Source organism: Pedococcus sp. P2_E5 (genome assembly GCF_056403895.1).
The window spans coordinates 25,767-47,656 of record NZ_JBFUEP010000031.1 but is presented as its reverse complement, the minus strand read 5'-3'; the positions used below and the strand labels follow the sequence as shown (position 1 = coordinate 47,656).

The window sequence follows — 21,890 nt, the reverse complement described above, 5'->3', positions numbered from 1 at the left end:
GCAGAGGAGTCACTTGAGGACCGACAGGATCGAGGAGTAGTCGTCGGTCCAGTCCACCCTGCGCCCCCTGAGCGGCTCCCATCCTCGACCGGCGGTCAGCGGAGCGAGCCGGTCCTCGTCGGACGACATGACCACCCACGTGCTCCGGGAGGCACCGGGGCCCGAACCCTTCGTCGCCACGCGTCCGGTCCAGCCCAGGGACGCGGCGCTGCCGGTCAGGACGGGCGCGAGGTCGAAGACCCTGTTGCTGATATGGACGACGAGCAGTCCGCCCGGCCGAAGGCTGTCGGCGTAGACGCGCATCGCCTCCTCCGTGAGCAGGTGCACCGGGATGGCGTCGGAGCTGAACGCATCGAGCACGAGGAGATCGAGCGAACGAGGTGCGAGCCTGCCCACCTCGAGGCGCCCGTCTCCGACGACGACGTCCACGTGGGCGGCCGAGTCCGCGAGGTAGGTGAACATCCGCCGGTCGCGGGCGATGTCGACCACGGCAGGGTCGATCTCGATGAAGGTGAGGCGTTGCCCCGGCGCACCATAGGCCGCCAGCGTGCCCACCCCCAGGCCCACCGCCCCGACGTCGGCGATCCCCGGTGTCGCGAACACGTCTCCCAGCGGGCCGGTGCGCGCGTAGTAGGTGGTCGGCTCCGTGCGCTGAGCGCCCAGCCACTGCGTGCCGTGGACGGTGGTGCCGTGGGCGAACCGGTGCTGGCCCACGGCCTCGGACACGCGATAGCTGCCGAAGAAGGTGCGGCGATGGTCCAGCGAGCCCTGGTCCAGCTTCACCTCGACACCCACGAACGTCAGCAGCAGCACGAAGGCCACGATCATCCGCCGCGTCGACAGCAGCCATCCCGCCAGGGCAGCCAGAGCCAGACCTCCCAGGGCGAGGGCAAGGGAGTCTGCCCACCGACTGAGCACCAGGCCGAGGCCGGCCGCACCGACGGTTGCCCCGAGCACGACGCCCGCTTTGCGCAACGCCGACGCGGACGCCGACACCGACGCCGACGCCGACGCCGGCCGACCACTGGGGGCCGGCTCGTCGACCCGAGACCGGTGCGCGGCCTTGCCGATGAGCAGGAGGGGTACCAGAGCCGTGACGATCGGGTACTCGAGAACACGGTCGAAGACCAGAGGGGCGAGCATGCCGTTGAGCAGGCCACCCAACGCCCCGCCCCCGGCGACCACCAGGTAGAAGTGCGTGAGATCACCGACCGGCGGACGGTCTGCGGCAAGTCGCGCATGGGCGACGAACGCGACGAGCGCCAGCATCACCATGTTCAGCACGACGCCGAGCAGGATGGGGGTGCGAGCCTGCATCATCGCGGCCGCCGCGGCGAGGACCGTGCTCGCGACCGCCAGTCGAACCGCCGTCGCGGGAACGCTGCGTGAGGTGCGGGCGAACGCGATGACGAAGGTGGCGAGGTAGATCGCGAGTGGCACCACCCAGAGCAGCGGGATGGGGGCGATGTCGGTGCTCACGTGGGCGGTGACGGCCAGCATCATCGCCGACGGCAGGAAGGCCCAGAGCGCCCATCGCCCCATCCGTCGTGGCCCGACCCCGACGCCTTTCGACTGGGAGCCACCCGAAGGACCTGCCGAACCGACCCCCCTGCGGCCGACCGACAGGCGGGTCAGTGCGGCGCACGCCGCCGTCAGCACCACGAAGCCGACGAATCCCCACGACCACCAGGTCCGTTGCTGAGCCAGCGAGAGGTGGGGCTCCACGATGAACGGGTAGGCAAGCAACCCACCGAAGCTGCCGAGGTTGCCGGCGGCGAACAGGAAGTACGGGTCGTCGGCGCGCGGGCCACCCGTCCACGAGTACCACCGCTGCAGCAGCGGTCCGGCGGTGGAGATGACCAGGAAGGGCAGCCCGATCATGACGAGCAGGATCCTGAGTAGCCAGAGCACGGGCGACGCCGTCGCGCTCGGCGCGGCATCGGGAGGCAGCGCGATCGGCAGCACCACGAGGGGAGCCAGCAGCACCAGGACGTGCACCGGGGGCTGCCACACGGGCCCGAGGCGGCGGGTCGTGGCGTGGGAGTAGGAGTAGCCGAGCAGGAGCAGCACCTGGAAGAACAGGCTGCTCGTGCTCCACACGGTCGCCGACCCACCGAAGGACGGCAGGACCAACCGCGCCACCATCGGCTGGACGACGAACAGGAGTCCGGCGCCCGCGAAGGCGGTGAGGGTGAACACGAGGACGAGCACGACGTCCCCGCGCGTCCTGGCTCGCGCCGGTCCTGGTCGGCGGGTGGGCACGACATCATGCGACGTGGTGGGGACGACAGCCATCCTGGACAACTCCGGTCAGCTCTCTGTGGGACGGACAAGGGACCACACTGGCCCAGCACTGCCCATGAGCCCACCTGGGGCTGCCTGGCCGACAGTGGAGCCGCACCGACAGTGGACAGGTGGCTGCCACCCAACCCGCCCCGTCCGCTCCTCGGTGACGAATGGGTCGCCGAGTGCCCGCACACACGATGCCGCTCTCACCTGTTCGGCCAGAATGTCCCATTCGACGTCGCCAGGCAGGTCCACGATGGACGACACTCGGCACGACGATCGAGCAGCTCGGTGGCAAGGTTTCCTGTCCGCCCAGCCAGAGTGGACTTCAACGCACGCGGCCAGTGGTGGACGACTGCCGCCCGGAGGCGCACGCCATGAGCACACGAACGCGGCCAGAGACCCGGGGCCGCCTCTCCGAGCGCCATCGGGCGATGCCGACCTTGCGCCTCCCACCCGCGGTCGCGGCCGCACGCTGGGCCCTCTTCCCCCTGGCGGTCTTTGCGGTCACCCGGGTCGTCGGGTGGGTCCTCCTGTCGCTCGGCGCCCGCGACCAGGGAGTCGTGCCCACCGACACCGGCTACCACGTCTTCCTGCCGCCCACCGCGTCGCCGGGCTACTGGGACGTGATCGCGAACTGGGACGGCCAGTGGTACGCGCAGATCGCGCAGCAGGGCTACCCCCGCGTCCTGCCGACGGTGTCCGGCGAGGTCGTGCAGAGCGCGTGGGGCTTCTATCCCGGCTATCCGGTCGTCGTGCGGGGCGTGATGACGCTGACCGGCCTCGACTTCAGCCTCGCTGCGTCGCTGGTGAGCCTGGTCTGCGGCGCCGCAGCGGTGTGCCTGCTGTACCGCATGCTGCTGCGGACCGCGTCCGACTTCAGCGCGAAGGCGTCGGTCCTGTGCCTGTGCGGCTTCATGACGGCTCCCGTGATGCAGGTCGCGTACTCGGAGAGCCTGGCTCTGCTCCTGGTCCTGACCTGCCTCAACGCTCTGCGCAGGCAGTCGTGGACGGTCCTGCTGGCGGCCAGTGTGGCGCTGGCCCTGACCCGCCCCATCGTCCCGGCCGTGGCGGCCGTGGTCTGCCTGCACACCCTCGTCACCTTCCGGCGCAGCGACCGATCGCGGGCGAGCCGCTCGAGGCTGACGCGAGGGCTGCTCGCCGGCATCGCGTGCGGGGCGACGGCCGCGATCTGGCCGGTCCTGGCAGGCGTCGTCACCGGCGAGCCGCGTGCCTACATCCGCACGATGCACGCGTGGGGCGTCTATGCCGAGACCCCCATGGGTGGCTGGGTCAAGTGGTTGAGCTCCATCGACGCAGGCGGCTTCATCGTCGTCGTCGCGGTCCTGGTGACCATCCTGGCCATCGTCCTCCGACCGGGGGCCCGGGCGTGGGGCACCGAACTGCGGCTGTGGGCGGCCGTCTACCCGATCTACATGCTGTCGGTCACGGCACCTGGCCCCAGCGTCCTGCGCTACATGCTGCTGACGATCGTTCCGCTCTGGCCGCTCCCCGATCCGCGCCCGGGTCCACGGGACCAGCCGGCTCACCTGGACCACGCCGACCAGCCGGACGGTCCGGGGCAGCCCGCCCCGTCGTCGTCCCGCAGGCTGGACCTCGTGGTCCTCGTGGCCCTGCTGGCGATCGGGCTCTTCGCCCAGTACAAGTGGGTGACCGGCACGTTCACGATCGCCGGCCTGCCCACCGAGCAGCCCTTCCCCTAGCTCCTCGTCGGACGAGGTATGCCGCCCGCTCGAGGTGAGCGGGCGGCATACGAGATGGTGCGTGGCGGGGCCGAACCGCCGGTGAGGCGCAGCCTCAGTAGCGGTAGTGCTCCGGCTTGTAGGGGCCGGCCACGTCGACACCGATGTAGGCGGCCTGCTCCTTGGTCAGCTGGGTGAGCTGGACGCCGAGGGCGTCGAGGTGCAGGCGGGCGACCTTCTCGTCGAGGTGCTTGGGCAGCACGTAGACCTGCTTGTCGTAGTCGTCGTTCTTGGTGAACAGCTCGATCTGGGCGATCGTCTGGTTCGCGAACGAGTTCGACATGACGAAGCTCGGGTGGCCGGTGGCGTTGCCGAGGTTCATCAGGCGACCCTCGGAGAGCACGATGATCGAGTTGCCACTCTCGAAGGTCCACTCGTGGACCTGCGGCTTGATCTCGGTCTTGGTGACGGCGACCTTGGCCAGGCCGGCCATGTCGATCTCGTTGTCGAAGTGACCGATGTTGGACACGATCGCCTTGTTCTTCATCCTCGTCATGTGCTCGGCGGTGATGATGTTGAAGTTGCCGGTGGTGGTGACGAAGATGTCGGCGATGTCCACGACGTCGTCGAGGCGGGCAACCTGGTAGCCCTCCATCGCGGCCTGCAGTGCGCAGATCGGGTCGATCTCGGTGACGATGACGCGGGCGCCCTGACCGGCCAGCGCCGAGGCGCAGCCCTTGCCCACGTCGCCGAAGCCGGCGACGACGGCGACCTTGCCGCCGATGAGGACGTCGGTGGCGCGGTTGAGGCCGTCGAGGACCGAGTGGCGACAGCCGTACTTGTTGTCGAACTTGGACTTGGTGACCGAGTCGTTGACGTTGATCGCCGGGAAGAGCAGGTCACCGGTGGCAGCCAGCTCGTAGAGGCGGTGGACACCGGTGGTGGTCTCCTCGGTGACGCCCTTGATGGCCTCCGAGACGGTGGTCCACTTGGTCGGGTCGGCCTTGAGGGTCTTGCGGACGAGCTCCTTGAAGACGCCGACCTCCTCGGAGTCCGACTCGTCGGTGGGGGACACCTGACCGGCGGTCTCCCACAGGCGTCCGTTGTGGACGAGCATCGTGGCGTCGCCACCGTCGTCGAGGATCATGTTGGCGCCCTCGCCACCGGGCCAGGTGAGGATCTGCTCGGTGCAGTCCCAGTACTCGGTGAGGGTCTCGCCCTTCCAGGCGAACACGGGGACACCCTGCGGGTCCTCGGGAGTGCCCTTGCCGACGACGACCGCGGCGGCCGCCTCGTCCTGGGTCGAGTAGATGTTGCAGGAGGCCCAGCGGACCTCGGCGCCGAGCGCGGTCAGCGTCTCGATGAGCACGGCGGTCTGCACGGTCATGTGCAGCGAGCCGGCGATGCGGGCGCCCTTGAGCGGCTGGGCCGCGGCGAACTCCTCGCGCAGGGACATCAGACCGGGCATCTCGTGCTCGGCCAGGCGGATCTGGTGACGGCCGGCCTCTGCGAGGCCCAGGTCGGCAACCTTGTGTTCAAAGGACATGGAAAATCGCTTCCGTTGAGTGTGTGGTCTGCGGACCCGGCGCAGCCCATCTGGGCATTCACGGTTCGAGCGGGTTATCACCCGCGCCGGCGGTGCCCCACTCTACCGGAGGGATGCCGCCCGGCCGGCCTGAGCGCGGGTGCCCGGGGTGCGCTCGGCCGCCGGCGGCACTAGGAAGGGGTTACCCACGACGAACGGAGCACCATGAGCGAGCCCAGCAGCGGGGTCCCCGGCGAGATCGCCGACGCAGCGGTCGAAGCCCCCACGAGCGAGGAGCCCACGACCGTGGAGCTCGAGCTCGACGAAGAGAAGGTCGAGGCCTGGGACGAGGTCAAGGGCGACTACCAGGTCGAGCCCGACGGGCAGCCAGTCGCCAACAGCCTGGACGGGAACGACAGCGACACGGACAGCGACAGCGACCGAGACAGGGACAGCGACGACGACAGCGAAACGGCACCCGAGGCTGACGCCGCGGAGTCCTAGCCGACGCCGCTGTCCTGGTGGCCGTCGCCGCTCGTCGGCAACGGGTCGTCGGCCGCGTCGGTGAGGGTGGCTTCGCTGTGCTGCCACTCGGGGCGCTCGCGCGTGCCGGTGTCGATGTCCGGCTCGAGGTACATCAGCAGCGTGAGGTCGGGAGCGGCCTCACGGGCCTTGACCTCCGCGGCGTTGATCGCGTCGGCGATGTCCTCGGCCGTCGTCCCTGCCGGGACCGCGACCTTGGCCGCGACGACAACCTCTTCGGGCCCGATGTGCAGCGTGCGCTGGTGGATGACGCGGTCGATGCCGTCGACCGACTCGATCGCCTGCACGATCCGTCCGATGTGCTCGGGGGAGGCGGACTCCCCCAGCAGTAGCGACTTCATCTCGATGGCGAGGAAGATCGCGACCGCCACGAGGAGCAGACCGATCAGGCCGGTGCCGATGACGTCGAAGAGCGGGTTCCTGGTGAGCAGCATGAGCCCCACCCCGAGGAAGGCGAAGACGAGGCCGAACAGCGCGGCGAGGTCCTCCAACAGGATCACGGGCAGCTCGGGAGCCTTGGCCCCACGGACGAACTCGAGCCACTTGCGACGGCCGCGGACCTTGTTGGACTCCAGGATCGCGGTGCGGAAGGAGAACGACTCGAGGACGATCGCGACCGCCAGGACCACCACCGGCACCCACCACCACTGGGCGCTGCCGCCGTGCTCGTCGCTGAACGGGTCGAAGTCGTGCATGTCGTGGGTCTCGTGCCACTTGTGGTAGGCCTCGTAGAGCGCGAAGAGGCCACCGATGCTGAACAGCACGATCGAGACGATGAAGGCATAGACGTAGCGTTCGCGGCCGTAGCCGAAGGGGTGCTCGGGCGTCGCCGCCCGCTTGGCCCTGCGGCCACCGGCCAGCAGCAGCAGCTGGTTGCCGGAGTCGGCCAACGAGTGGATCGCCTCGGCCAGCATCGAGCTGAAGCCGGTCAGGAAGAACGCGACGAACTTCGTGATCGCGATCCCGAGGTTGGCCAGCAGTGCGGCAACGACGGCTTTGGTCCCACCCTCGGTCGACATGGCCGACAGCGTATCGGTGTGGGCGCTACCGTCAGCGACATGGGCACCGCCGAAGGAAACCTGACCTGGGAGCCGGCCGCGCGGCATACCGAGCTGTTGGCCGCGCCTGTGGTGCGGGCGATCGCCAGCACACCGTCCGCACGGGTCGCGCCGATCGACGCCGAGCTCGCCGACACGGCCGCCTTCTGCGAGGCCTACGGCGTGGCGATGGAGAGCTCGGCCAACTGCGTCGTGGTCGCCGGCAAGCGCGGCGGCGAGGTCCGGTATGCCGCGGTGATGGTGCTGGCCTCGATGCGCGCCGACATCAACGGCGCCGTGCGCCGGCACCTCGATGTCCGCAAGATCAGCTTCGCCCCCATGGACCAGGCGGTCGCGCTGACGGGGATGGAGTACGGCGGCATCACCCCGATCGGCCTCCCACAGGACTGGCCCGTGCTGGTCGACGAGGCGGTCGTCGCCGCGGGGGACGTCGTCATCGGCAGCGGGATCCGGGCCAGCAAGGTCCTGCTCCCGGCCACCGAGCTGGCTGCCCTGTCCTGCGCCGAGGTCCTCCGCCTGTCGCTCTGACAGGCGTTACTTGAACATGTTCAAGATCTTCTGCTACTGTCGGGCCCATCAACTTGAACACGTTCAAAGAACGTCCGTCATGAAGGAGCCCCGTGGACAACACCGTCATCGCCTACGTGCTGTACCTGGTCATCGCCATCCCGCTCACCATCTGGGTCGGCTCGACGCTGTCCCGCAACGGCCGCGTCTTCCTGGTCGACGTCTTCGACGGCAACGGTGAGCTCGCGGAGGCGGTCAACAAGCTGCTCGTGGTCGGCTTCTACCTGCTCAACCTCGGCGTCGTCGCGCTCTACCTGCGCGTCGGCGACACGATCGAGAGCGCCCGCTCCATCGTCGAGGTGCTCAGCGTCAAGATGGGCGTCGTGCTGCTGATGCTCGGCTTCGTGCACCTCACGAACGTCTACGTCTTCAACAGGATCCGCCGCCGTGGTCGCCTCGACGCCATGGCCACTCCCCCGGTCCCGCCCCAGGGCTGGACCCAGCCCTTCCCCGCCCCACAGGGCTGACGGTCGTGAGGACGGTCCGGATCGCGCTGGCGGGCGCCTCCCTGTGGAGCCTCGCGCTGGTCGTGGCGGCGCTCACCCTCCCCGCCTACTCCGGGGGTTCGGCCAGTACGGACGCGACCGGCACCGTCACCACCAGCTCGACCACGGCCACCCTCGTCCAGGTCAACGGGTGGTGGGGGCTGGTCGTGGCGAGCCTCCCGCTGGGCGCCTGCCTGGTCGTCGGGGCGTTGCTGCTCGGGCCCGGAGGTCGCGCGGCCAGGGTCGCCGCTGTGGTGGTCGTGGCCCTGCTCGGCGTGCTGACCGTCCTCAGCCTGCTCAGCATCGGCGTGTTCATCGCCCCCGTCACGGCCGGTCTGGGTGTGGCGGTCCTCCTCGCCCTCGGCGCCCCGAGCGAGCGCAGCTCGCACACCAACGGCACGGACCACGCCATCGGCAGCGGGACCGCCCCGTGAACCGGCTCGTCGTCCTCTACGACGGGGGGTGCCCGATGTGCTCGCGGTTCCGGTCGTGGCTCGTCGAGCAGCCGCACCTCGTGCCGGTCATCGCGGTGCCTGCCGGATCCACCGCCGCACGGGAGCTGCTCCCCCACCTGGACCACGACGCCACCCTCCGGGAGATCACGGTCGTGGCCACCACCGGGGCGGTGTGGACCGGCGCCAGCGCGTGGGTGACCTGCCTGTGGGCCACCGTCGAGCACCGCGACCTCGCCCTCCGCCTGTCCACCCCGCTCGGCCTCCCGGTCGCCAGGGCGATGGCGTATGCCGCGGCCGGGCTGCGCGGGTCCCTCACCACGACGCACGTGCCCGAGGCGCGCAGCCCCGGCGCGACCGGAGGGGGTGGCTACGCTGACGACTGTGACGGACTCTGCCAACCGGTCTGACCCTGCCAGCCGGTCCGACCGTGGCGAGCAGACACGCACGGCCATCGCTACGGCCGCCCAGGAGCTCTTCCTCGAGCGCGGCTACGACAAGACGACCATGAGGGCCGTCGCCGACCGGGCCGACGTGAGCATCGGCAACGCCTACTACTACTTCGCCTCCAAGGAGCACCTGGTCCAGGCCTTCTACGACCAGGTCCAGGTCGCCCACGCGGCCGCTGCGGACCAGGTCCTGGCCAGCAACGACAAGTTCGCCGACCGGCTGGGCGAGGTGCTGACCAGCTGGGTGGACGTGGCCGAGCCCTTCCACGGGTTCGCCGGCAAGTTCTTCAAGATCGCGGCCGAACCGACCAGCCCGCTGTCACCGTTCAGCAGCGAGTCACGCGGCGCGAGGGAGGCCAGCATCGACCTGTTCCGCCGCGTGGTGGACGGGTCAGACCTCAAGGTGCCGGCAGCCATCCGGGCGGAGCTGCCCGAGCTGCTGTGGCTGCTGCAGATGGGGGTCGTGCTGTTCTGGGTGCACGACTCGAGCACCGGCCAGAAGCGCACCCGCGCCCTCGTGCGCCAGGTCGTCCCCCTCGTCGACAAGCTCGTCCGGCTGAGCCGGCTGCCCGGCATGCGGGGCGTGGTCGGCGACGTCGTCGCCCTGATCCGCTCGGTGCGTCCCTGAGGCCACCGAGAAACCCTCGCAGGCCGCTCGGGTCAGCCGCCGGCCCGGCCTCGCAGGTCCGCCACGTGCGGCGAGACGGCAGGATCCAGCCCCAGGCCCAGGGCAAGGTAGGTGGCCGCGAAGTCCGTGGTGGCGATCTGACCCGCAAGACGGGTCAGCGGGTGCCCTGGCTGCGCCGTCACCTCGCTGACCCTCACCCCCACCTCACGAGCCGCCGAGGTCACGGCTTCGGCCAGCGCCCGCGCCTCGTCCGCTTCTCGGGTCATCGGGTCGGGCAGGACGTCGCGGAGCATCAGCAACGACAACCGTGGTGCAGCGGGGCCGTCGAGGAACGGATCGGTGAAGATGTCGTCCACCGCCCCGGAGCCCCGGCCACCCGGACGAGAGTCTGCTCCACCGGAGTAGGCGGCCGTGAACGGCCCGTCGAAGCAGGCGACCACCTGCGCCGCGTCGTCAGGGAGCTCGCCGGACGTCGCCGGCACGCGCGCGGTGCGGGCGAGCATCGACGTGGCACGTCCCGCAGCCACTCCGTTCAGGGGACCGTCGCCCAGGACCACGGGGACGCCTTCGGCGAGATCGGCGGCCAGCACCTTGGCCGGGTTGACGAACGACTCCGACGACGGACGGCAGGACTCCGCGACCTCGTCGAGGCGGTCGGCGGCCTCGGTCAGCACGCGGGCGTCGACGTCGACGATGCCCAGGTGGCCGGCGCCCAGCAGCACCGGGGCGAGCAGCGACCACAGGGCGGTGCGGGACGTCGTGCGACCGCGGCCGATGCCGATGTGGACGCCCCGCGCCTGGGCTGCGACGTCCGCGAGCGGTGAGTCGACGGCCCCGACCGTGAGCAGGGCAGCCCCTCGGCGAGCCGCCTCGGCCGCGAGCGCGAGAGGGCCGGGAGCGCGCCCGGACAGGGAGACGGCGATGACGAGGTCGAGCGGACCGACCCAGCCGGGCAGCGGCAGGTTGCGTCGCACGCTGACGGGGACGGGCGAGCCCGGCTCGGCCAGCAGCTCGAGCACGTCACAGACGACGGCAGACCCGCCGAGCGAGGCCACCAGGACCGACCGGGGCCGCTCGCCCCCGGCCACTCGCTGGATCCCGCCCTCGGCGGACAGCTCGATCGCCTCGCGCACCTGGGCACCGGCCGTGGCCAGCCCCCTCAGGGCCTGCCGGGAGTCGAGGGTGGCCAGCGTCTCGTCGCTGTCGATCCGCGACTCGTCGAAGAACTGTGCCATCGCGCGACCCCCGCCGTCCGTCAGACCGGCTTGCGGGCTTCGTCGACCAGCAGGACCGGCACACCGTCGTCGATGCGGTACTGCAGGGCGCAGGCCGTGCTGGTGCAGTGCAGCTCGGGCTTGCCCTCGACGGTGGCGTCGGTGAGCTCTGAACGGCACGCCGGGCACCTCAGGATCTCCCGCAGCCACGGCTCGATCCGGACGTCCTGCCCCTGTCCTTGCGACATCAGCGTTCTCCTCTCACCAGCGCGAGAACATCGTCCCGCACCTGGGTCATCGTGTCTTGGTCAGCCGCCTCGACATTGAGCCGAAGCAGGGGTTCGGTGTTGGACGCGCGCAGGTTCAGCCACCACATCGGGGCACCGCCGGTTCCCGCGTGGGTCGCCGTCAGCCCGTCGAGCTCGTCGAACTCGGCGCCACGCTCGGCAGCCCACTCACGCACGGTCGCGGTCGCGGCCACCGCGTCGGTGACCGTCGAGTTGATCTCGCCGGACGCGGCATACCGGCTGTAGGCCGCGGTGAGCCGGCTCAGTGGCTCACCCTGCTCACCGAGGGCGGCGAGGACGTGCATCGCCGCGAGCATGCCCGTGTCGGCGAACCAGAAGTCGCGGAAGTAGTAGTGCGCGCTGTGCTCGCCGCCGAAGACCGCGTCCTCGCGGGCCATCTCGGCCTTGATGAAGGAGTGGCCGACGCGGGTGCGCACCCCGCGAGCGCCCTGCTCGGCGATGATCTCGGGGACCGCGGCCGAGGAGATGACGTTGTAGACGACGGCGACGTCGGCCGCGGCGGCGCCCGCGGCGACCTGCTTGGCCACCTCACGCGTGGCCACCAGGGCGGTGACCGCGCTGGGGCTCACGGGTTCGCCTCGCTCGTCGATGACGAAGCAGCGGTCGGCGTCGCCGTCGAACGCCAGGCCGAGGTCGGCCCCGTGCTCGAGCACGGCGGCCTGGAGGTCACGCAGGTTCTCGGGTTCGAGCGGGTTGGCCTCGTGGTTGGGGAAGGTGCCGTCCAGCTCGAAGTAGAGGGGGACGACCTCGAGCGGCAGCTCGGGCAGCCCGGTCTCGGTGCCGAGGACGGCAGGCACCGTGTGGCCGCCCATGCCGTTGCCGGCATCGACGACGACACGCAGGGGACGACCACCGGAGAGGTCGACCAGGCCGCGCAGGAAGGCCGCGTAGTCACCCAGCAGCTCACGCTCGGCGACGTGTCCCGGGGTCGTGCCCGGGGGCCCGGCGCTGACGCCCGCGTCGAGCAGCTGCTGGGCCAGGGCGCTGACGTCGGCGAGACCCGAGTCCTGACCCACGGGGCGCGCTCCCGAGCGACACAGCTTGATGCCGTTGTACTGGGCCGGGTTGTGCGACGCGGTGAACATGGCGCCCGGGAGGTCGAGGGCGCCACTGGCGTAGTAGAGGCCGTCGGTGCTGCACAGCCCGATCAGGGTGGCGTCGAGGCCGTGGGCGGTGACCCCGGCGGCGAAGGCGCGGGACAGCTCGGGTGACGAGGGACGCATGTCGTGTCCGATGACGACACCTGGCGCCCCCTCCGGCCCGACCACGGTCAGGGCGAAGGCCGCGCCGAGGGCCCAGGCCACGTCGACGTTGAGCTGTTCGGGGACGAGGCCACGGACGTCATAGGCCTTGACGAAGTCGGAGAGGACAGGCTTGGGCACGCCCGAAACCCTAGCGGTGTCAGTTGTCGCGCAGGACGCGCAGGTGCCCGCGGCGACCCGTCTCGATCGCGCCGGAGGCGTCCTCGTCGGCCGGCTGGCGCCGCGTCTGCGCGGAGCCCTGCATCGGCCTGGGGGCCTCACCCAGCCGGGGCCGGCCTGCCTCGCGCACGGCGTTGGCCAGGGCCAGCAGGTCGTCGTGCGACGGCTCGGGCTCGACGTACTCGCCCGACAGCCGCACGATCTCCCAGCCCCGGGGGGCGGTCAGGCCCTCGGCGTGGATCGCGCACAGGTCGTAGGTGTGCGGTTCGGCATACGTCGCCAGTGGTCCGACCACCGCGGTCTGGTCGCCGTAGACGTAGGTGAGCGTCGCGATGGCGGGCTTCGAGCACGCGGTGCGGGAGCACCTCCTGGACAGACTCACGTCGCGGACTCTATGCCAGCAAGGCGAAGCCCCCGGTTCGGCACGCCGTAGGCTGGTCTGGTGACTTCGACCGGCCCGCAGGCAGGGGGCTCCCGGCCGGCGCGACGGGACCGTCGAGGCCGAGGCGTCCGGGGTCCCCTGGCGTGGCCCGCCGTCCCCGCGATGGCCACCCGCCGGCAGCAGTTCGACGACCTCGTCCTCGACAGTGCCGCCCGCCTGGAGACGCGGCTGGGCACCCGCTTCCAGGACGTCGAGTTCGCCGTCGAGGACGTCCCGCCGACCGACCCCGCCCCGTGGGAGCGTGAGGGGGCGCCGCTCGCGCGGGCCTTTCCCTCTCACGGCAGGACCCCCGCGCGGATCGTCATCTACCGCAGGCCGATCGAGGCCCGTGCCGACAACCAGCGCGAGCTCACGGCCATCGTCCAGGACGTGGTGGTGGAGCAGGTGGCGGCCTTGTTCAACCTGCCGCCGGGAGACCTCGACCCCCGCTACGACGACCGCTCCTGACCCCTGTCGAGGTCCTGAGGCGGCGTCGAGCTCCTGACCCTGCGCCGAGCTCCCGACCCTGCGTCGAGAGCTAGCGGGTGACCTCGCGCAGGCCCACGGTCGTGGTGCGCACCGCCGCGTCGTGCAGGGGGGTCGTCGTGATCAAGGTGCCCTGGGCGTCGGCCACCCACGCCACGACCCCGGCCCGCACCTGGCCCTTGCCGGACACGCGGTGCACCCACACCGAGGTCGCGCCGGTGAGGTCGACGGTCACGGCCGCGTCGACCCCGATCTCGGGACGCCGGGAGGTCTCCACGCCGGACGCGTCGACCGTGACGACCTCAACGCCGGCGGTGTCGCCGGATGACGTCAGCGACAGCAGCCGCGTGATGGGGGTGGTCGTGCCCGCGGGGTCGGCGAGCGGCATACCCGCGACGCCGGTGATGGCAGGCGTGGAGGACGTCCACGCGAAGTCTCCCGGCTTGCCCGGGGCAGCCCGGGTCACCACGGCTGCCGCCACGACGGGAACGTCCGCTCGCACCTGGAGGCCCACGGCGCCGGCCGGGAGCGCCGAGATGTCGATGTCGCGCACGGCGCCCCCGTCGATCCGGATCACTCCACCGGCGGGCAGCGCGCGTGGCCCCTGGGCGGTCAGCACCCGCGCCTGGACCACGGCCTCGTCGCCACCGGGTACCGCCACGCGCAACACGGACTGGCCATCCACGGCGACCGCCGGGATCACCTGGTCACGCGACGGTGCGGCAGTGGGCACCGAGTCGTCGGACCCACCCGCGCGGGTGCCGTCGAGCCACAGGTCGTTGACGACCGCACCGACCACACCACCGTCGGCGACGACGTGCACGACGGGGTTGGCCAGCTCGCTGTTGATCGAGTCCAGGAGGAAGGCCGTGCGTCCGTGCGCCGGCACGACGATGCCCTTGCCGTTCGGGGACGAGACCGCCCCCTTGGCGCCGTACAGGGTGACGTCGACGCTGACGGCGTTGCCGCCGGGGTTGGTGAGGAGGAGTCGCTCCTGGCGACCGGGGGCTCCCCCGCCGGCCATGATCCAGAACTCGGCACCCGGCGGCGCGCACGCCGCCCCGCCCAGCGACCGCTGGTCGCCCGAGGGCACCAGCCAGCTCTGAGCCGCGGCGACACCGGCGGCCATGGACTCGGTGCCCGAGACCAGCACACCTTCGGCCCCGGCCTGGTCGCCGACCACGGTGGCACCGCGGACGGTCGCGGCCGTGCCGAGCTGTCCGCGCGGCATCCGGCTGAGGCCGAGCCGACCGGGGGCGGTGGCCGGCGTGGCGCCTGTCAGGGCCCGGACCGGGGCCGCCGCCGCGGCAACCCGCACCCCGACGTCGAGGTCGTCGACGCCCTTGACGCCCTTGAGCTCTGGACCCGGGCACAACAGCGAGGAGCTGCGCACCGGGTTCGAGGCCGAGGTGGTGGCCGTGTCCACGACACCGGTCGACGCGACCGCGAAGGCTCCCTGGCTGTGCATGGCCCCGGCGACGATGCCGGCGCCTGCGGCAGCCACGAGCGAGGTGCGGACGAGGCCGCTCACGGAGAGGTTCACGGGCGCCTCCGCCTCGAGGAGCGGTTGCCGAACGGCACGGCGAGGAAGACGACCACCAGCAGCAGGAAGCCCTGGGCGTACCGCCAGATGGCGTTGGTCGGGAGAACGTCCACCGAGATCGTGGCCGGCCCGGCCGGCAGGGCGTATGCCGCGGCGTCGCCGTTGGGTGCGAGCACCTGGCCGTCGACGGTGACCCGCGCGTGCCGGACCCATGCGCCAGGCTCGGACAACACGAGCGAAGCGCCTTGCGGGACAACGGACTTGACTTCAAGCTGCGAGTGAGGACCCGAGACGGGGATGGCCTGTTCGGACGTGCGGGTCACCAACCGGGCGCGGGAGGGTGCGACTGCGTCGTCGCTCGCGCCCCCTCCTCCGGGCAGGACCCGCCAGAACATCACGCCATCGTGCTCGCCGAGCCGACTGAGCCCGGCCGTGGCGTCGAGGGAGCGGATCCGCGGGTCGGTGGGTTCGGCGCTCAGGCCGATGAACCCCACGGCCTGGTCCGCCAGGTCGGCTGCGGGGGTGAGCGCGCCGGGCGCGGCCCCCTGCTCGAACAGCGCACTCACCGAGGCGGCGAGCGCCGCCGCCGTGGGTCGGTCGCTGGTCAGTGGGGGCAGGGTGCGGGCGACATCCCCRACCTCGCGGCCGAGCAGCTCGTAGGTCAGGGCGTCGCCCTCTGGCCGCAGCAGCAGCATGCGGTTGCCGAGGCCACTCTCGGCCTGGTCGATGGCAACGGCCGGGCGCGGGTCCCGCCAGGCCTGCAGCTCGTCGCCGACGGTCCGGACGGTGAGCCATCCGGAGCTGAGCAGCACGGCACCGATCAGCGCGACGGCCACGGGCCAGCGAGCCAGCGCCTGCCACCCGCCGCGCGCCCGGCTCACGGCGAGGCCGTCGGCGCCCAGCAGGGCTGCGGCCACCAGTGCGAGGGCCAGGACGAGCAGTCCGACACCCGACCACGCGGTCACCGGCGCTCCGGCCTCGGGCAGTCCCTGCGGCACGACGCCGAGCTGGATCCGGGGTGCCGCGACGGCATAGGCGAGGCCCAGCAGGGCCACGACCCCGAGGACGCTCGCGGCGCGACCGCGCCGGCCCGCTCGCAGCAGGCCGAGGAGTCCGGCGAGGACCAACGGCGCCGACAGCAGCACGGGGTAGGACCCGGGGCCGCCGGGGTGGAGGAGCGCGATCTGCCAGGGCTGCGCCTGGGTCGTCCCCCAGACCGACAGACCAGGGCCGGTGAACAGGAGTGCAGGGCGCTCGACGAGCGCGGGCACCCAGGACCCCAGCAGCAGGGCCGGGCCGACCACGATGGCCAGGCCGCGCACCCGCGCCCAGCCGCGACCGACGACCGTGACGGCCAGGGCGGCAACCAGCACGAGGGCGAGCAGGGCCGGGGCGAAGGCTCCGAGGGCGGTGGCGGCGAGGACGGTGGCGGCGGTGACCGTCGCGCTCCCGCTCCGGCGACCGGCCAGCGCGACCCCCGCCGCCACCAGCGGGAGCAGGATCGCGGCGACGATGCCGCCCAACCGACCAGAGCCCACGGCCGTGGCCAGGACGGCCGTGGTCGACCAGGCCAGGGCGGCGACGGCGCGCGGCCACCGCGAGTGCGTGACGACCCGGGCGCCGAGGTATGCCGTGAGGGTCGCCATCGGCAGGGCGAAGGTGACCAGCAGGGTGGTCACGGCGCCGACCGGCGAGGCCGGTGGAGCCAGGAGAGGGAGGTGGGCCACCAGCCACGACAGACCCGACAGGATGACGAGGTGCGGTCCYTGCTCGCCGACCCCGCCGAGCCCCGCGCCGTGCCAGCCGTCGAACCAGGCGTGCCACAGGGTGTCCGCGCCGGCCCTGACCCCGAGGGTCTCGCCGCCGGTCAGGCCGTTGTCCAGCCGGTCGACGAAGCTGCCCCCGAGGCGACGGCTGGCCAGGGCTGCGACGACGGTCATGACCAGGGTTGCCAACAGGCCGGGGTTCCGCGCGGCGTGGGACGCCCACGTCGCACCCAGGGTGTTGAGGTCCTGTGCTTCGTCCGCGACCGGGCCGGACTCGAGGGCGTCCGCGCGGGCGGTGTCGACCTGCCCGGGCTCGAGCGCGACCTCGTCGTGGATGAGGTCGGTGGTGTGCCGCAGCACGGTGCGCGACGGGACGAACAGGCCCTGCAGGTCGCGCCGGCGGACGCGTCGGGTGCCGCGCGAGCGCCACCGCGCCCCGAGCACTCGCCCGGGAGTCAGCACCGCACCGATGTCGGAGAACTCCGCCCACGCGGCGCGGGGTCGCTTGGCCAGCAGCAGCGCGAGGGCGGCAACGGTGCTCGACAGGACGATCCAGGCCGCGAGCAGCGGCAGCGCCCACCAGGCACACCTGGCGAGGGCCACGCGCCTGGCCTGGCGTCGCATCCGCGGGGCAGAGTCGCCGAGGACGGCGTCGTCCGGCTCCGCCCCGGCACCGGTGCGCAGGGTCGCGCGGGGCACGACGACGACGCGGCGGCCGGACTGCTGGGCACGCCAGGAGAAGTCCACGTCGGCGCCGAAGTCCCCGAAGGCGCGTTCTGGACCACCGAGCTCGTCGAGCATCCCGCGCTCGACGAGCATGCCGGTCGCCGGGACGGCCAGGACGTCGGTGCGGCGGTCGTACTGACCCTGGTCAGGCTCACCCGGGGCCGGCGAGGGGATCACCCGGCCACTGCGGGTCAGCTGCACGCCGACCGATCGCAGCGCGCCCGGACGCGTCCAGTCGAGCAGCTTGGGGCCGGCGGCACCGACCGACGGGCTGCGTCGCACGGCGTCGAGCAGGCGCGCCAGCGTCATGGGGGCGGCGGCGCTGTCGGAGGTGAGCACCCAGACGTGGCTGACTCCGGGCGCGGGGGCGCGCTCTGCCGTCGCGGCCTGCTCGGCCTGGTCGGCATGGTCGGCCTGGTCGGCCTGGTCGGTCTGTGCGAGGGCCGACCGCACGGCATACGCGAGGGAGGCTGCGCCGGGGACGGTGACGAAGGTGATCGAGTCGATGGCTTCGGCCACACCTCGGTGGGCCCGCACCGTCTCGACGGCGTTGCCGTCGCGCTCGTCCCTGCCGGGGTCCACGACCACCAGGCGTTCGGGGCTGCGCGTCTGGCGCGCGAGGGAGTCGAGGGTCTCCCGGAGCGCCGAGGTCGGCCCACGGAGGACGAGAACCGCCGTCACTGCCGCGACCGACGCAGGCGATCCTGCGGGGTCTGTCAGGTCATGGGGCGGGGCAAGCGTCATGTGCTGGTCACGGAGTCGCCACGCGGGCGACTAGACCGCACGCTTCTTGAGCTTGCGGCGCTCGCGCTCGGACAGCCCACCCCAGATGCCGAACCGCTCGTCGTGGGCGAGGGCGTACTCCAGGCACTCGGCCCGCACCTCGCAGCCGACGCAGACCTTCTTGGCCTCACGCGTCGACCCGCCCTTCTCAGGGAAGAACGCCTCGGGATCGGTCTGGGCACAGAGCGAGCGCTCCTGCCACGACATCTCCACCTCTTCGCCACCTTCGAAGGTGACCAACTGAAGTTCCTGCACGGCTTCCTCCTCGACCCGGTTCGCCGCTGCGTGTGACCTTGCTTGGTCACAACAATGGAATTACACGCGTGTCATACGTGGTTCGTCAAGCGGAAGTCTGATATTTGCCCGATCGGATGAACCTTGATAACGCCGCTTCACAGGACGCTAGAGGTGCGCTAGAAGGCTCGGTGTCCCGCCAGCGCCCCTGACTGCGCCTCGACCGCGCCCCGACCGCACCCCGACGGCGCCCCCGGTGCCGGGCCGTCGGACGGGCTGCAAGACTGCGGAGCATGAGGATCACGGCACTGGCCGGCGGCGTCGGAGGTGCCCGCTTCCTGCGCGGCCTCCGCGCCCACCTGGACCGCTCCCCCGACCTCTCGGGCACGGAGCTGACCATCATCGGCAACACCGGTGACGACATCAGCCTGTTCGGGCTGCGGGTCTGTCCCGACCTCGACACGCTGCTCTACACCCTCGGCGGCGGCATCCACGAGGGCCAGGGCTGGGGCCGGGCCGACGAGAGCCACCGGGTCCAGGGTGAGCTCGCGGCCTACGGTGCCGTGCCGCAGTGGTTCGCCCTCGGCGACCTCGACTTCGGGACCCACATCATCCGTTCCCAGTGGCTCGGCCAGGGGGTGTCGCTCACCGAGGTGACCGCGCGGCTGGCGGCGCGCTGGGGCCTGCCCGACCAGCGGATCACCCTGCTGCCCATGAGCGACTCGCCCGTGGAGACGCACGTCGTCGTCGAGGACGAGGAGGGTCAGCGCGCGATCCACTTCCAGGAGTGGTGGGTTCGCCACCAGGCCTCGATCCCGGCCCAGCGGTTCCAGGCGGTGGGCATGGACCGTGCGACTGCGGCGCCGGGGGTCCTCGACGCCATCCGGACCGCGGACGTGGTGCTCCTCCCTCCCAGCAACCCCGTGGTCTCGATCGGCATCATCCTCGGCGTGCCCGGTGTGCGAGATGCGTTGCGGGGCAGCGCAGCTCCCGTCGTCGGCGTCTCACCGCTCATCGGAGGTATGCCGGTTCGCGGCCACGCGGACGCGTGCCTCCGGGCCATCGGGGTGGAGTGCACGGCCGCGGCCGTGGCCGGGCTGTACGAGGACTTCCTCGACGGGTGGCTGGTGTCAGCCGAGGACGAGGCGTCCGTGCGACTGCCCCGAGCCACGGTGCGCAGTCGGCCGCTGCTCATGTCCGACGCCGATGCGGCGGCCGACATCGCCGGCGCCGCACTGGAGCTCGCGCTCGAGCTCAAGGACGCCTGACCGTGTCGGTCTCGCTCTTCCCCCTGACGGGGATGCCGGAGGTGGCGGCGGGCGACGTCCTGGTCACCCTCCTGCTCGACGCGGCGGCCTCGGTGGACGTCTCGCTGGTGGACGGCGACGTCCTGGTCGTCTCGAGCAAGATCGTCTCCAAGTCCCTTGGCCTGTGGGCGGATTCGGCTGACAGGAGTGCCGCCGTGGTGAGCCAGACGGTCAGGGTGGTCGCCGAGCGCAGGTCCGACGACCGGATCACCCGCATCGTGCAGTCGACGGCGGGTCCGATCATGGCCGCGGCGGGAGTGGACACCTCCAACACGGGGAGTCGCGACGACGTGCTGCTCCTCCCGGCCGACCCCGACGCGGAGGCCGAGCACCTGCGGGTGGCCCTGCTCGCGGCGACCGGGCTGCGGCGCCTGGGTGTGGTCCTGAGTGACACGGCCGGACGGCCCTGGCGCTTCGGGCAGACGGACTTCGCCCTCGGGGCCGCCGGAGTGGCGGTCGTCGACGACCTGAGGGGGGCGGTGGACGCCGACGGCAAACCGCTCGCGGTCACGGCCAGGGCGGTCGGCGACGAGCTGGCCGCCGCGGCCGACCTCGTGAAGGGCAAGGCGGACGCGATCCCCGCCGCCGTCGTGCGCGGCACCGACCTGGCCATCGACGGACCTGGGGCAGGAGCGCGGGCGCTGGTCCGGGTCGGCCGCGAGGACTGGTTCGACCTCGGACGCGCCGAGTCCATCCGGGCTGCCCTGGGTACGGCCCCTGGCAGCCCCGAGGCGATCGAGGACGGCATCGCGGCGACCGGCCCCGAGGACGTGGCGTCCCGACTGCGCCGGGCGGTGGCCGTCGCACTGCGCGGAGCCCCCGAGGCCGGCGTGGACGTCGGTGGTGAGGTGGTCCACGTGAGTGCGCCCACGGCATACCAGCTCGGGGTGGCGGTGAGCCGCCTGCAGGTCGCCCTCTGGGGCGAGGGGCTGGCCATCGAGGTGCCCGACGAGGTGAGCGGGCTGGACGTGCGGCTCGAGGTGCACGAGGGGCACCCCCGCTGACCGCACTACGACCTGGTGCCGGCTGGGCTCAGCGGCGGGTGGGCAGGTGGGTGCGCGGCGCCATTCGCGGACCGCGTCGTGGCCGGCCGGCTCCGGACAGCTCGAGGAGGTGCTGCACCCGGTAGCGGTGGCCACGGTAGGGCTCGAGCAGCTCGGCCAGCACGTCGTCGTCCCGCACCTCGCCCAGCAGCGCCCACGTGAGGTCCTTGGCCACGTGGTAGTCGCCGAAGCTCACGGCGTCGGGATCGCCGAGGGCGCGCTGGGCCACCTCGGCGGCCGTCCACACCCCCACCCCGGGCACCGAGCGCAGCCGTCGGCGGGCCTCGACGAGCGGCAGTGAAGCACCCTCCTCCAACCGACCGGCCACCCGGGCCGCCCGCATGACCGTCCCGGACCGGGCGCCGTCCACGGAGGCGGCCAGCCACTCCCACGAGGGGATGCCTGCCCACTCCTGGGCCGTCGGCGCCACCCAGAGCCGCCGCTGCTCCCCCGGCCCCGGAGCGCGGGAGCCGAACCGGTGGACGAGCCTGCGGTAGCCACCGAACGCCTCCTGCCCGGTGACCTTCTGCTCGATCGCCGCCGGCACCAACGCGTGCATCACGAGCCCTGACCGCGGCACGTGCCAGGCGGCATACCTCTTCCACGCACTGGCCACCTGAGGGTGGTGCGCCACGAAGTCGCTGTCGTCGTCACCCTCACCGAGGAGGGCAGGCACCTGGTCGAGGGCCCACTGCGCGCCATCGCCCCATGCGGTCGCGACCACCTCAGCGACCTCGCTGCGCTGCACCAGCCGCAGCGTCGCCGGCCCCGACGGCGTGGGGAGGCCGAGCCACCAGCCGTCCCCGCGGTCGGACTGGAACGTCGGATCCGCGCCCCCACGACGGAATGCCGAGACGATCAGGCCGACCGACGTCGGGCGTCCGGGCTGCCAGACACGGGTCGTCTCGGCCGTCGGGGACATGCCGCCAGTGTTGCGCGTAG

At 72.1% G+C, this 21,890-nt stretch carries 21 protein-coding genes; 10 read left to right on the top strand and 11 right to left on the bottom strand.

Annotated features, from left to right (window positions below; all coding sequences use genetic code 11):
* Positions 1–9 precede the first annotated feature (9 nt).
* Positions 10–2,262 carry a spermidine synthase gene (locus AC1DVZ_RS12245; protein WP_477618473.1) on the bottom strand — a complete coding sequence of 751 codons (2,253 nt, stop codon included), beginning with the start codon at positions 2,260–2,262 and terminating at the stop codon, positions 10–12.
* 401 nt (positions 2,263–2,663) lie between these two features.
* Between AC1DVZ_RS12245 and AC1DVZ_RS12240 the strand changes: the two genes are divergently transcribed.
* On the top strand, positions 2,664–4,010 hold the full coding sequence (locus AC1DVZ_RS12240) for a hypothetical protein (protein WP_477618472.1): 1,347 nt from the start codon (positions 2,664–2,666) through the stop codon (positions 4,008–4,010).
* A gap of 94 nt (positions 4,011–4,104) precedes the next feature.
* Here the strand turns inward: AC1DVZ_RS12240 and ahcY are convergent, their stop codons facing one another.
* Positions 4,105–5,535 carry an adenosylhomocysteinase gene (gene ahcY / locus AC1DVZ_RS12235; RefSeq protein ID WP_477618471.1) on the bottom strand — a complete coding sequence of 477 codons (1,431 nt, stop codon included), beginning with the start codon at positions 5,533–5,535 and terminating at the stop codon, positions 4,105–4,107.
* 204 nt (positions 5,536–5,739) lie between these two features.
* Here ahcY and AC1DVZ_RS12230 point away from each other — a divergent pair, with 204 nt between their 5' ends.
* Entirely contained in the window at positions 5,740–6,018 is a 279-nt protein-coding gene (locus tag AC1DVZ_RS12230; RefSeq protein WP_477618470.1) for a hypothetical protein, read from the top strand.
* Here the strand turns inward: AC1DVZ_RS12230 and AC1DVZ_RS12225 are convergent.
* Positions 6,015–7,076: a cation diffusion facilitator family transporter gene (locus AC1DVZ_RS12225; RefSeq protein ID WP_477618469.1), complete on the bottom strand. Its 1,062-nt coding sequence runs from the start codon at positions 7,074–7,076 to the stop codon at positions 6,015–6,017. The two genes, AC1DVZ_RS12230 and AC1DVZ_RS12225, sit on opposite strands and share 4 nt — an antisense overlap.
* 39 nt (positions 7,077–7,115) lie before the next feature.
* Between AC1DVZ_RS12225 and AC1DVZ_RS12220 the strand changes: the two genes are divergently transcribed.
* From AC1DVZ_RS12220 to AC1DVZ_RS12200, 5 genes are all read left to right on the top strand, one after another.
* Positions 7,116–7,643, top strand: coding sequence for a YbaK/EbsC family protein (locus tag AC1DVZ_RS12220; RefSeq protein WP_477618468.1), 528 nt, complete (start codon positions 7,116–7,118; stop codon positions 7,641–7,643).
* A 92-nt stretch (positions 7,644–7,735) separates the two neighbouring features.
* The gene (locus tag AC1DVZ_RS12215) at positions 7,736–8,149 is read left to right on the top strand and encodes a hypothetical protein (protein ID WP_477618467.1); all 414 of its coding nucleotides are present in this window, start codon (positions 7,736–7,738) and stop codon (positions 8,147–8,149) included.
* Positions 8,150–8,154: 5 nt separating this feature from the next.
* The gene (locus tag AC1DVZ_RS12210; RefSeq protein ID WP_477618466.1) at positions 8,155–8,601 is read left to right on the top strand and encodes a hypothetical protein; all 447 of its coding nucleotides are present in this window, start codon (positions 8,155–8,157) and stop codon (positions 8,599–8,601) included.
* Positions 8,598–9,029, top strand: a complete 432-nt coding sequence (locus tag AC1DVZ_RS12205) for a DCC1-like thiol-disulfide oxidoreductase family protein (protein WP_477618465.1) — start codon at positions 8,598–8,600, stop codon at positions 9,027–9,029. Before AC1DVZ_RS12210 ends, AC1DVZ_RS12205 begins: the two co-directional genes overlap by 4 nt.
* Positions 9,004–9,696, top strand: a complete 693-nt coding sequence (locus AC1DVZ_RS12200; protein WP_477618464.1) for a TetR/AcrR family transcriptional regulator — start codon at positions 9,004–9,006, stop codon at positions 9,694–9,696. The genes AC1DVZ_RS12205 and AC1DVZ_RS12200 overlap by 26 nt, the downstream gene beginning before the upstream one ends.
* 32 nt (positions 9,697–9,728) lie before the next feature.
* Here the strand turns inward: AC1DVZ_RS12200 and AC1DVZ_RS12195 are convergent, their stop codons facing one another.
* The 4 genes from AC1DVZ_RS12195 to AC1DVZ_RS12180 are packed head-to-tail and all read right to left on the bottom strand — an operon-like array spanning position 9,729 to position 13,021.
* Complete coding sequence (locus tag AC1DVZ_RS12195) at positions 9,729–10,931, bottom strand: SIS domain-containing protein (RefSeq protein ID WP_477618463.1); 1,203 nt, start codon at positions 10,929–10,931, stop codon at positions 9,729–9,731.
* A gap of 20 nt (positions 10,932–10,951) precedes the next feature.
* Positions 10,952–11,158, bottom strand: a complete 207-nt coding sequence (locus AC1DVZ_RS12190; protein ID WP_477618462.1) for a Trm112 family protein — start codon at positions 11,156–11,158, stop codon at positions 10,952–10,954.
* Positions 11,158–12,600: a phosphomannomutase/phosphoglucomutase gene (locus tag AC1DVZ_RS12185; RefSeq protein ID WP_477618461.1), complete on the bottom strand. Its 1,443-nt coding sequence runs from the start codon at positions 12,598–12,600 to the stop codon at positions 11,158–11,160. The genes AC1DVZ_RS12190 and AC1DVZ_RS12185 overlap by 1 nt, the downstream gene beginning before the upstream one ends.
* A gap of 19 nt (positions 12,601–12,619) precedes the next feature.
* Positions 12,620–13,021, bottom strand: coding sequence for a DUF3499 domain-containing protein (locus AC1DVZ_RS12180; protein ID WP_477618460.1), 402 nt, complete (start codon positions 13,019–13,021; stop codon positions 12,620–12,622).
* 60 nt (positions 13,022–13,081) lie between these two features.
* Here AC1DVZ_RS12180 and AC1DVZ_RS12175 point away from each other — a divergent pair, with 60 nt between their 5' ends.
* Positions 13,082–13,528: a metallopeptidase family protein gene (locus tag AC1DVZ_RS12175; RefSeq protein WP_477618459.1), complete on the top strand. Its 447-nt coding sequence runs from the start codon at positions 13,082–13,084 to the stop codon at positions 13,526–13,528.
* 70 nt (positions 13,529–13,598) lie between these two features.
* Here the strand turns inward: AC1DVZ_RS12175 and AC1DVZ_RS12170 are convergent, their stop codons facing one another.
* The 3 genes from AC1DVZ_RS12170 to AC1DVZ_RS12160 form a co-directional block, all read right to left on the bottom strand.
* Positions 13,599–15,089, bottom strand: coding sequence for a DUF5719 family protein (locus AC1DVZ_RS12170; protein ID WP_477618458.1), 1,491 nt, complete (start codon positions 15,087–15,089; stop codon positions 13,599–13,601).
* Positions 15,086–18,262, bottom strand: coding sequence for a glycosyltransferase (locus tag AC1DVZ_RS12165; protein WP_477618457.1), 3,177 nt, complete (start codon positions 18,260–18,262; stop codon positions 15,086–15,088). The genes AC1DVZ_RS12170 and AC1DVZ_RS12165 overlap by 4 nt, the downstream gene beginning before the upstream one ends.
* Before the next feature lie 93 nt (positions 18,263–18,355).
* Entirely contained in the window at positions 18,356–18,571 is a 216-nt protein-coding gene (locus AC1DVZ_RS12160; RefSeq protein WP_153269213.1) for a WhiB family transcriptional regulator, read from the bottom strand.
* 320 nt (positions 18,572–18,891) lie between these two features.
* On the opposite strand from AC1DVZ_RS12160, the gene cofD reads away from it, so the two are divergent.
* The gene (gene cofD / locus AC1DVZ_RS12155; protein ID WP_477618456.1) at positions 18,892–19,866 is read left to right on the top strand and encodes a 2-phospho-L-lactate transferase; all 975 of its coding nucleotides are present in this window, start codon (positions 18,892–18,894) and stop codon (positions 19,864–19,866) included.
* A gap of 2 nt (positions 19,867–19,868) precedes the next feature.
* Positions 19,869–20,909, top strand: coding sequence for a coenzyme F420-0:L-glutamate ligase (locus AC1DVZ_RS12150; RefSeq protein WP_477618455.1), 1,041 nt, complete (start codon positions 19,869–19,871; stop codon positions 20,907–20,909).
* 28 nt (positions 20,910–20,937) lie between these two features.
* Here AC1DVZ_RS12150 and AC1DVZ_RS12145 read toward each other — a convergent pair whose 3' ends face one another.
* The gene (locus AC1DVZ_RS12145) at positions 20,938–21,870 is read right to left on the bottom strand and encodes a DNA-3-methyladenine glycosylase family protein (protein ID WP_477618454.1); all 933 of its coding nucleotides are present in this window, start codon (positions 21,868–21,870) and stop codon (positions 20,938–20,940) included.
* Positions 21,871–21,890 lie beyond the last annotated feature (20 nt).

Excerpts from the sequence above, each read along its gene's own strand:
- AC1DVZ_RS12240 (WP_477618472.1), top strand. The coding sequence starts at position 2,664 with ATGAGCACACGAACGCGGCCAGAGACCCGGGGCCGCCTCTCCGAGCGC.
- ahcY (WP_477618471.1), bottom strand. The coding sequence starts at position 5,535 with ATGTCCTTTGAACACAAGGTTGCCGACCTGGGCCTCGCAGAGGCCGGC.
- AC1DVZ_RS12230 (WP_477618470.1), top strand. The coding sequence starts at position 5,740 with ATGAGCGAGCCCAGCAGCGGGGTCCCCGGCGAGATCGCCGACGCAGCG.
- AC1DVZ_RS12225 (WP_477618469.1), bottom strand. The coding sequence starts at position 7,076 with ATGTCGACCGAGGGTGGGACCAAAGCCGTCGTTGCCGCACTGCTGGCC.
- AC1DVZ_RS12220 (WP_477618468.1), top strand. The coding sequence starts at position 7,116 with ATGGGCACCGCCGAAGGAAACCTGACCTGGGAGCCGGCCGCGCGGCAT.
- AC1DVZ_RS12195 (WP_477618463.1), bottom strand. The coding sequence starts at position 10,931 with ATGGCACAGTTCTTCGACGAGTCGCGGATCGACAGCGACGAGACGCTG.
- AC1DVZ_RS12190 (WP_477618462.1), bottom strand. The coding sequence starts at position 11,158 with ATGTCGCAAGGACAGGGGCAGGACGTCCGGATCGAGCCGTGGCTGCGG.
- AC1DVZ_RS12160 (WP_153269213.1), bottom strand. The coding sequence starts at position 18,571 with ATGTCGTGGCAGGAGCGCTCGCTCTGTGCCCAGACCGATCCCGAGGCG.
- cofD (WP_477618456.1), top strand. The coding sequence starts at position 18,892 with ATGAGGATCACGGCACTGGCCGGCGGCGTCGGAGGTGCCCGCTTCCTG.
- AC1DVZ_RS12145 (WP_477618454.1), bottom strand. The coding sequence starts at position 21,870 with ATGTCCCCGACGGCCGAGACGACCCGTGTCTGGCAGCCCGGACGCCCG.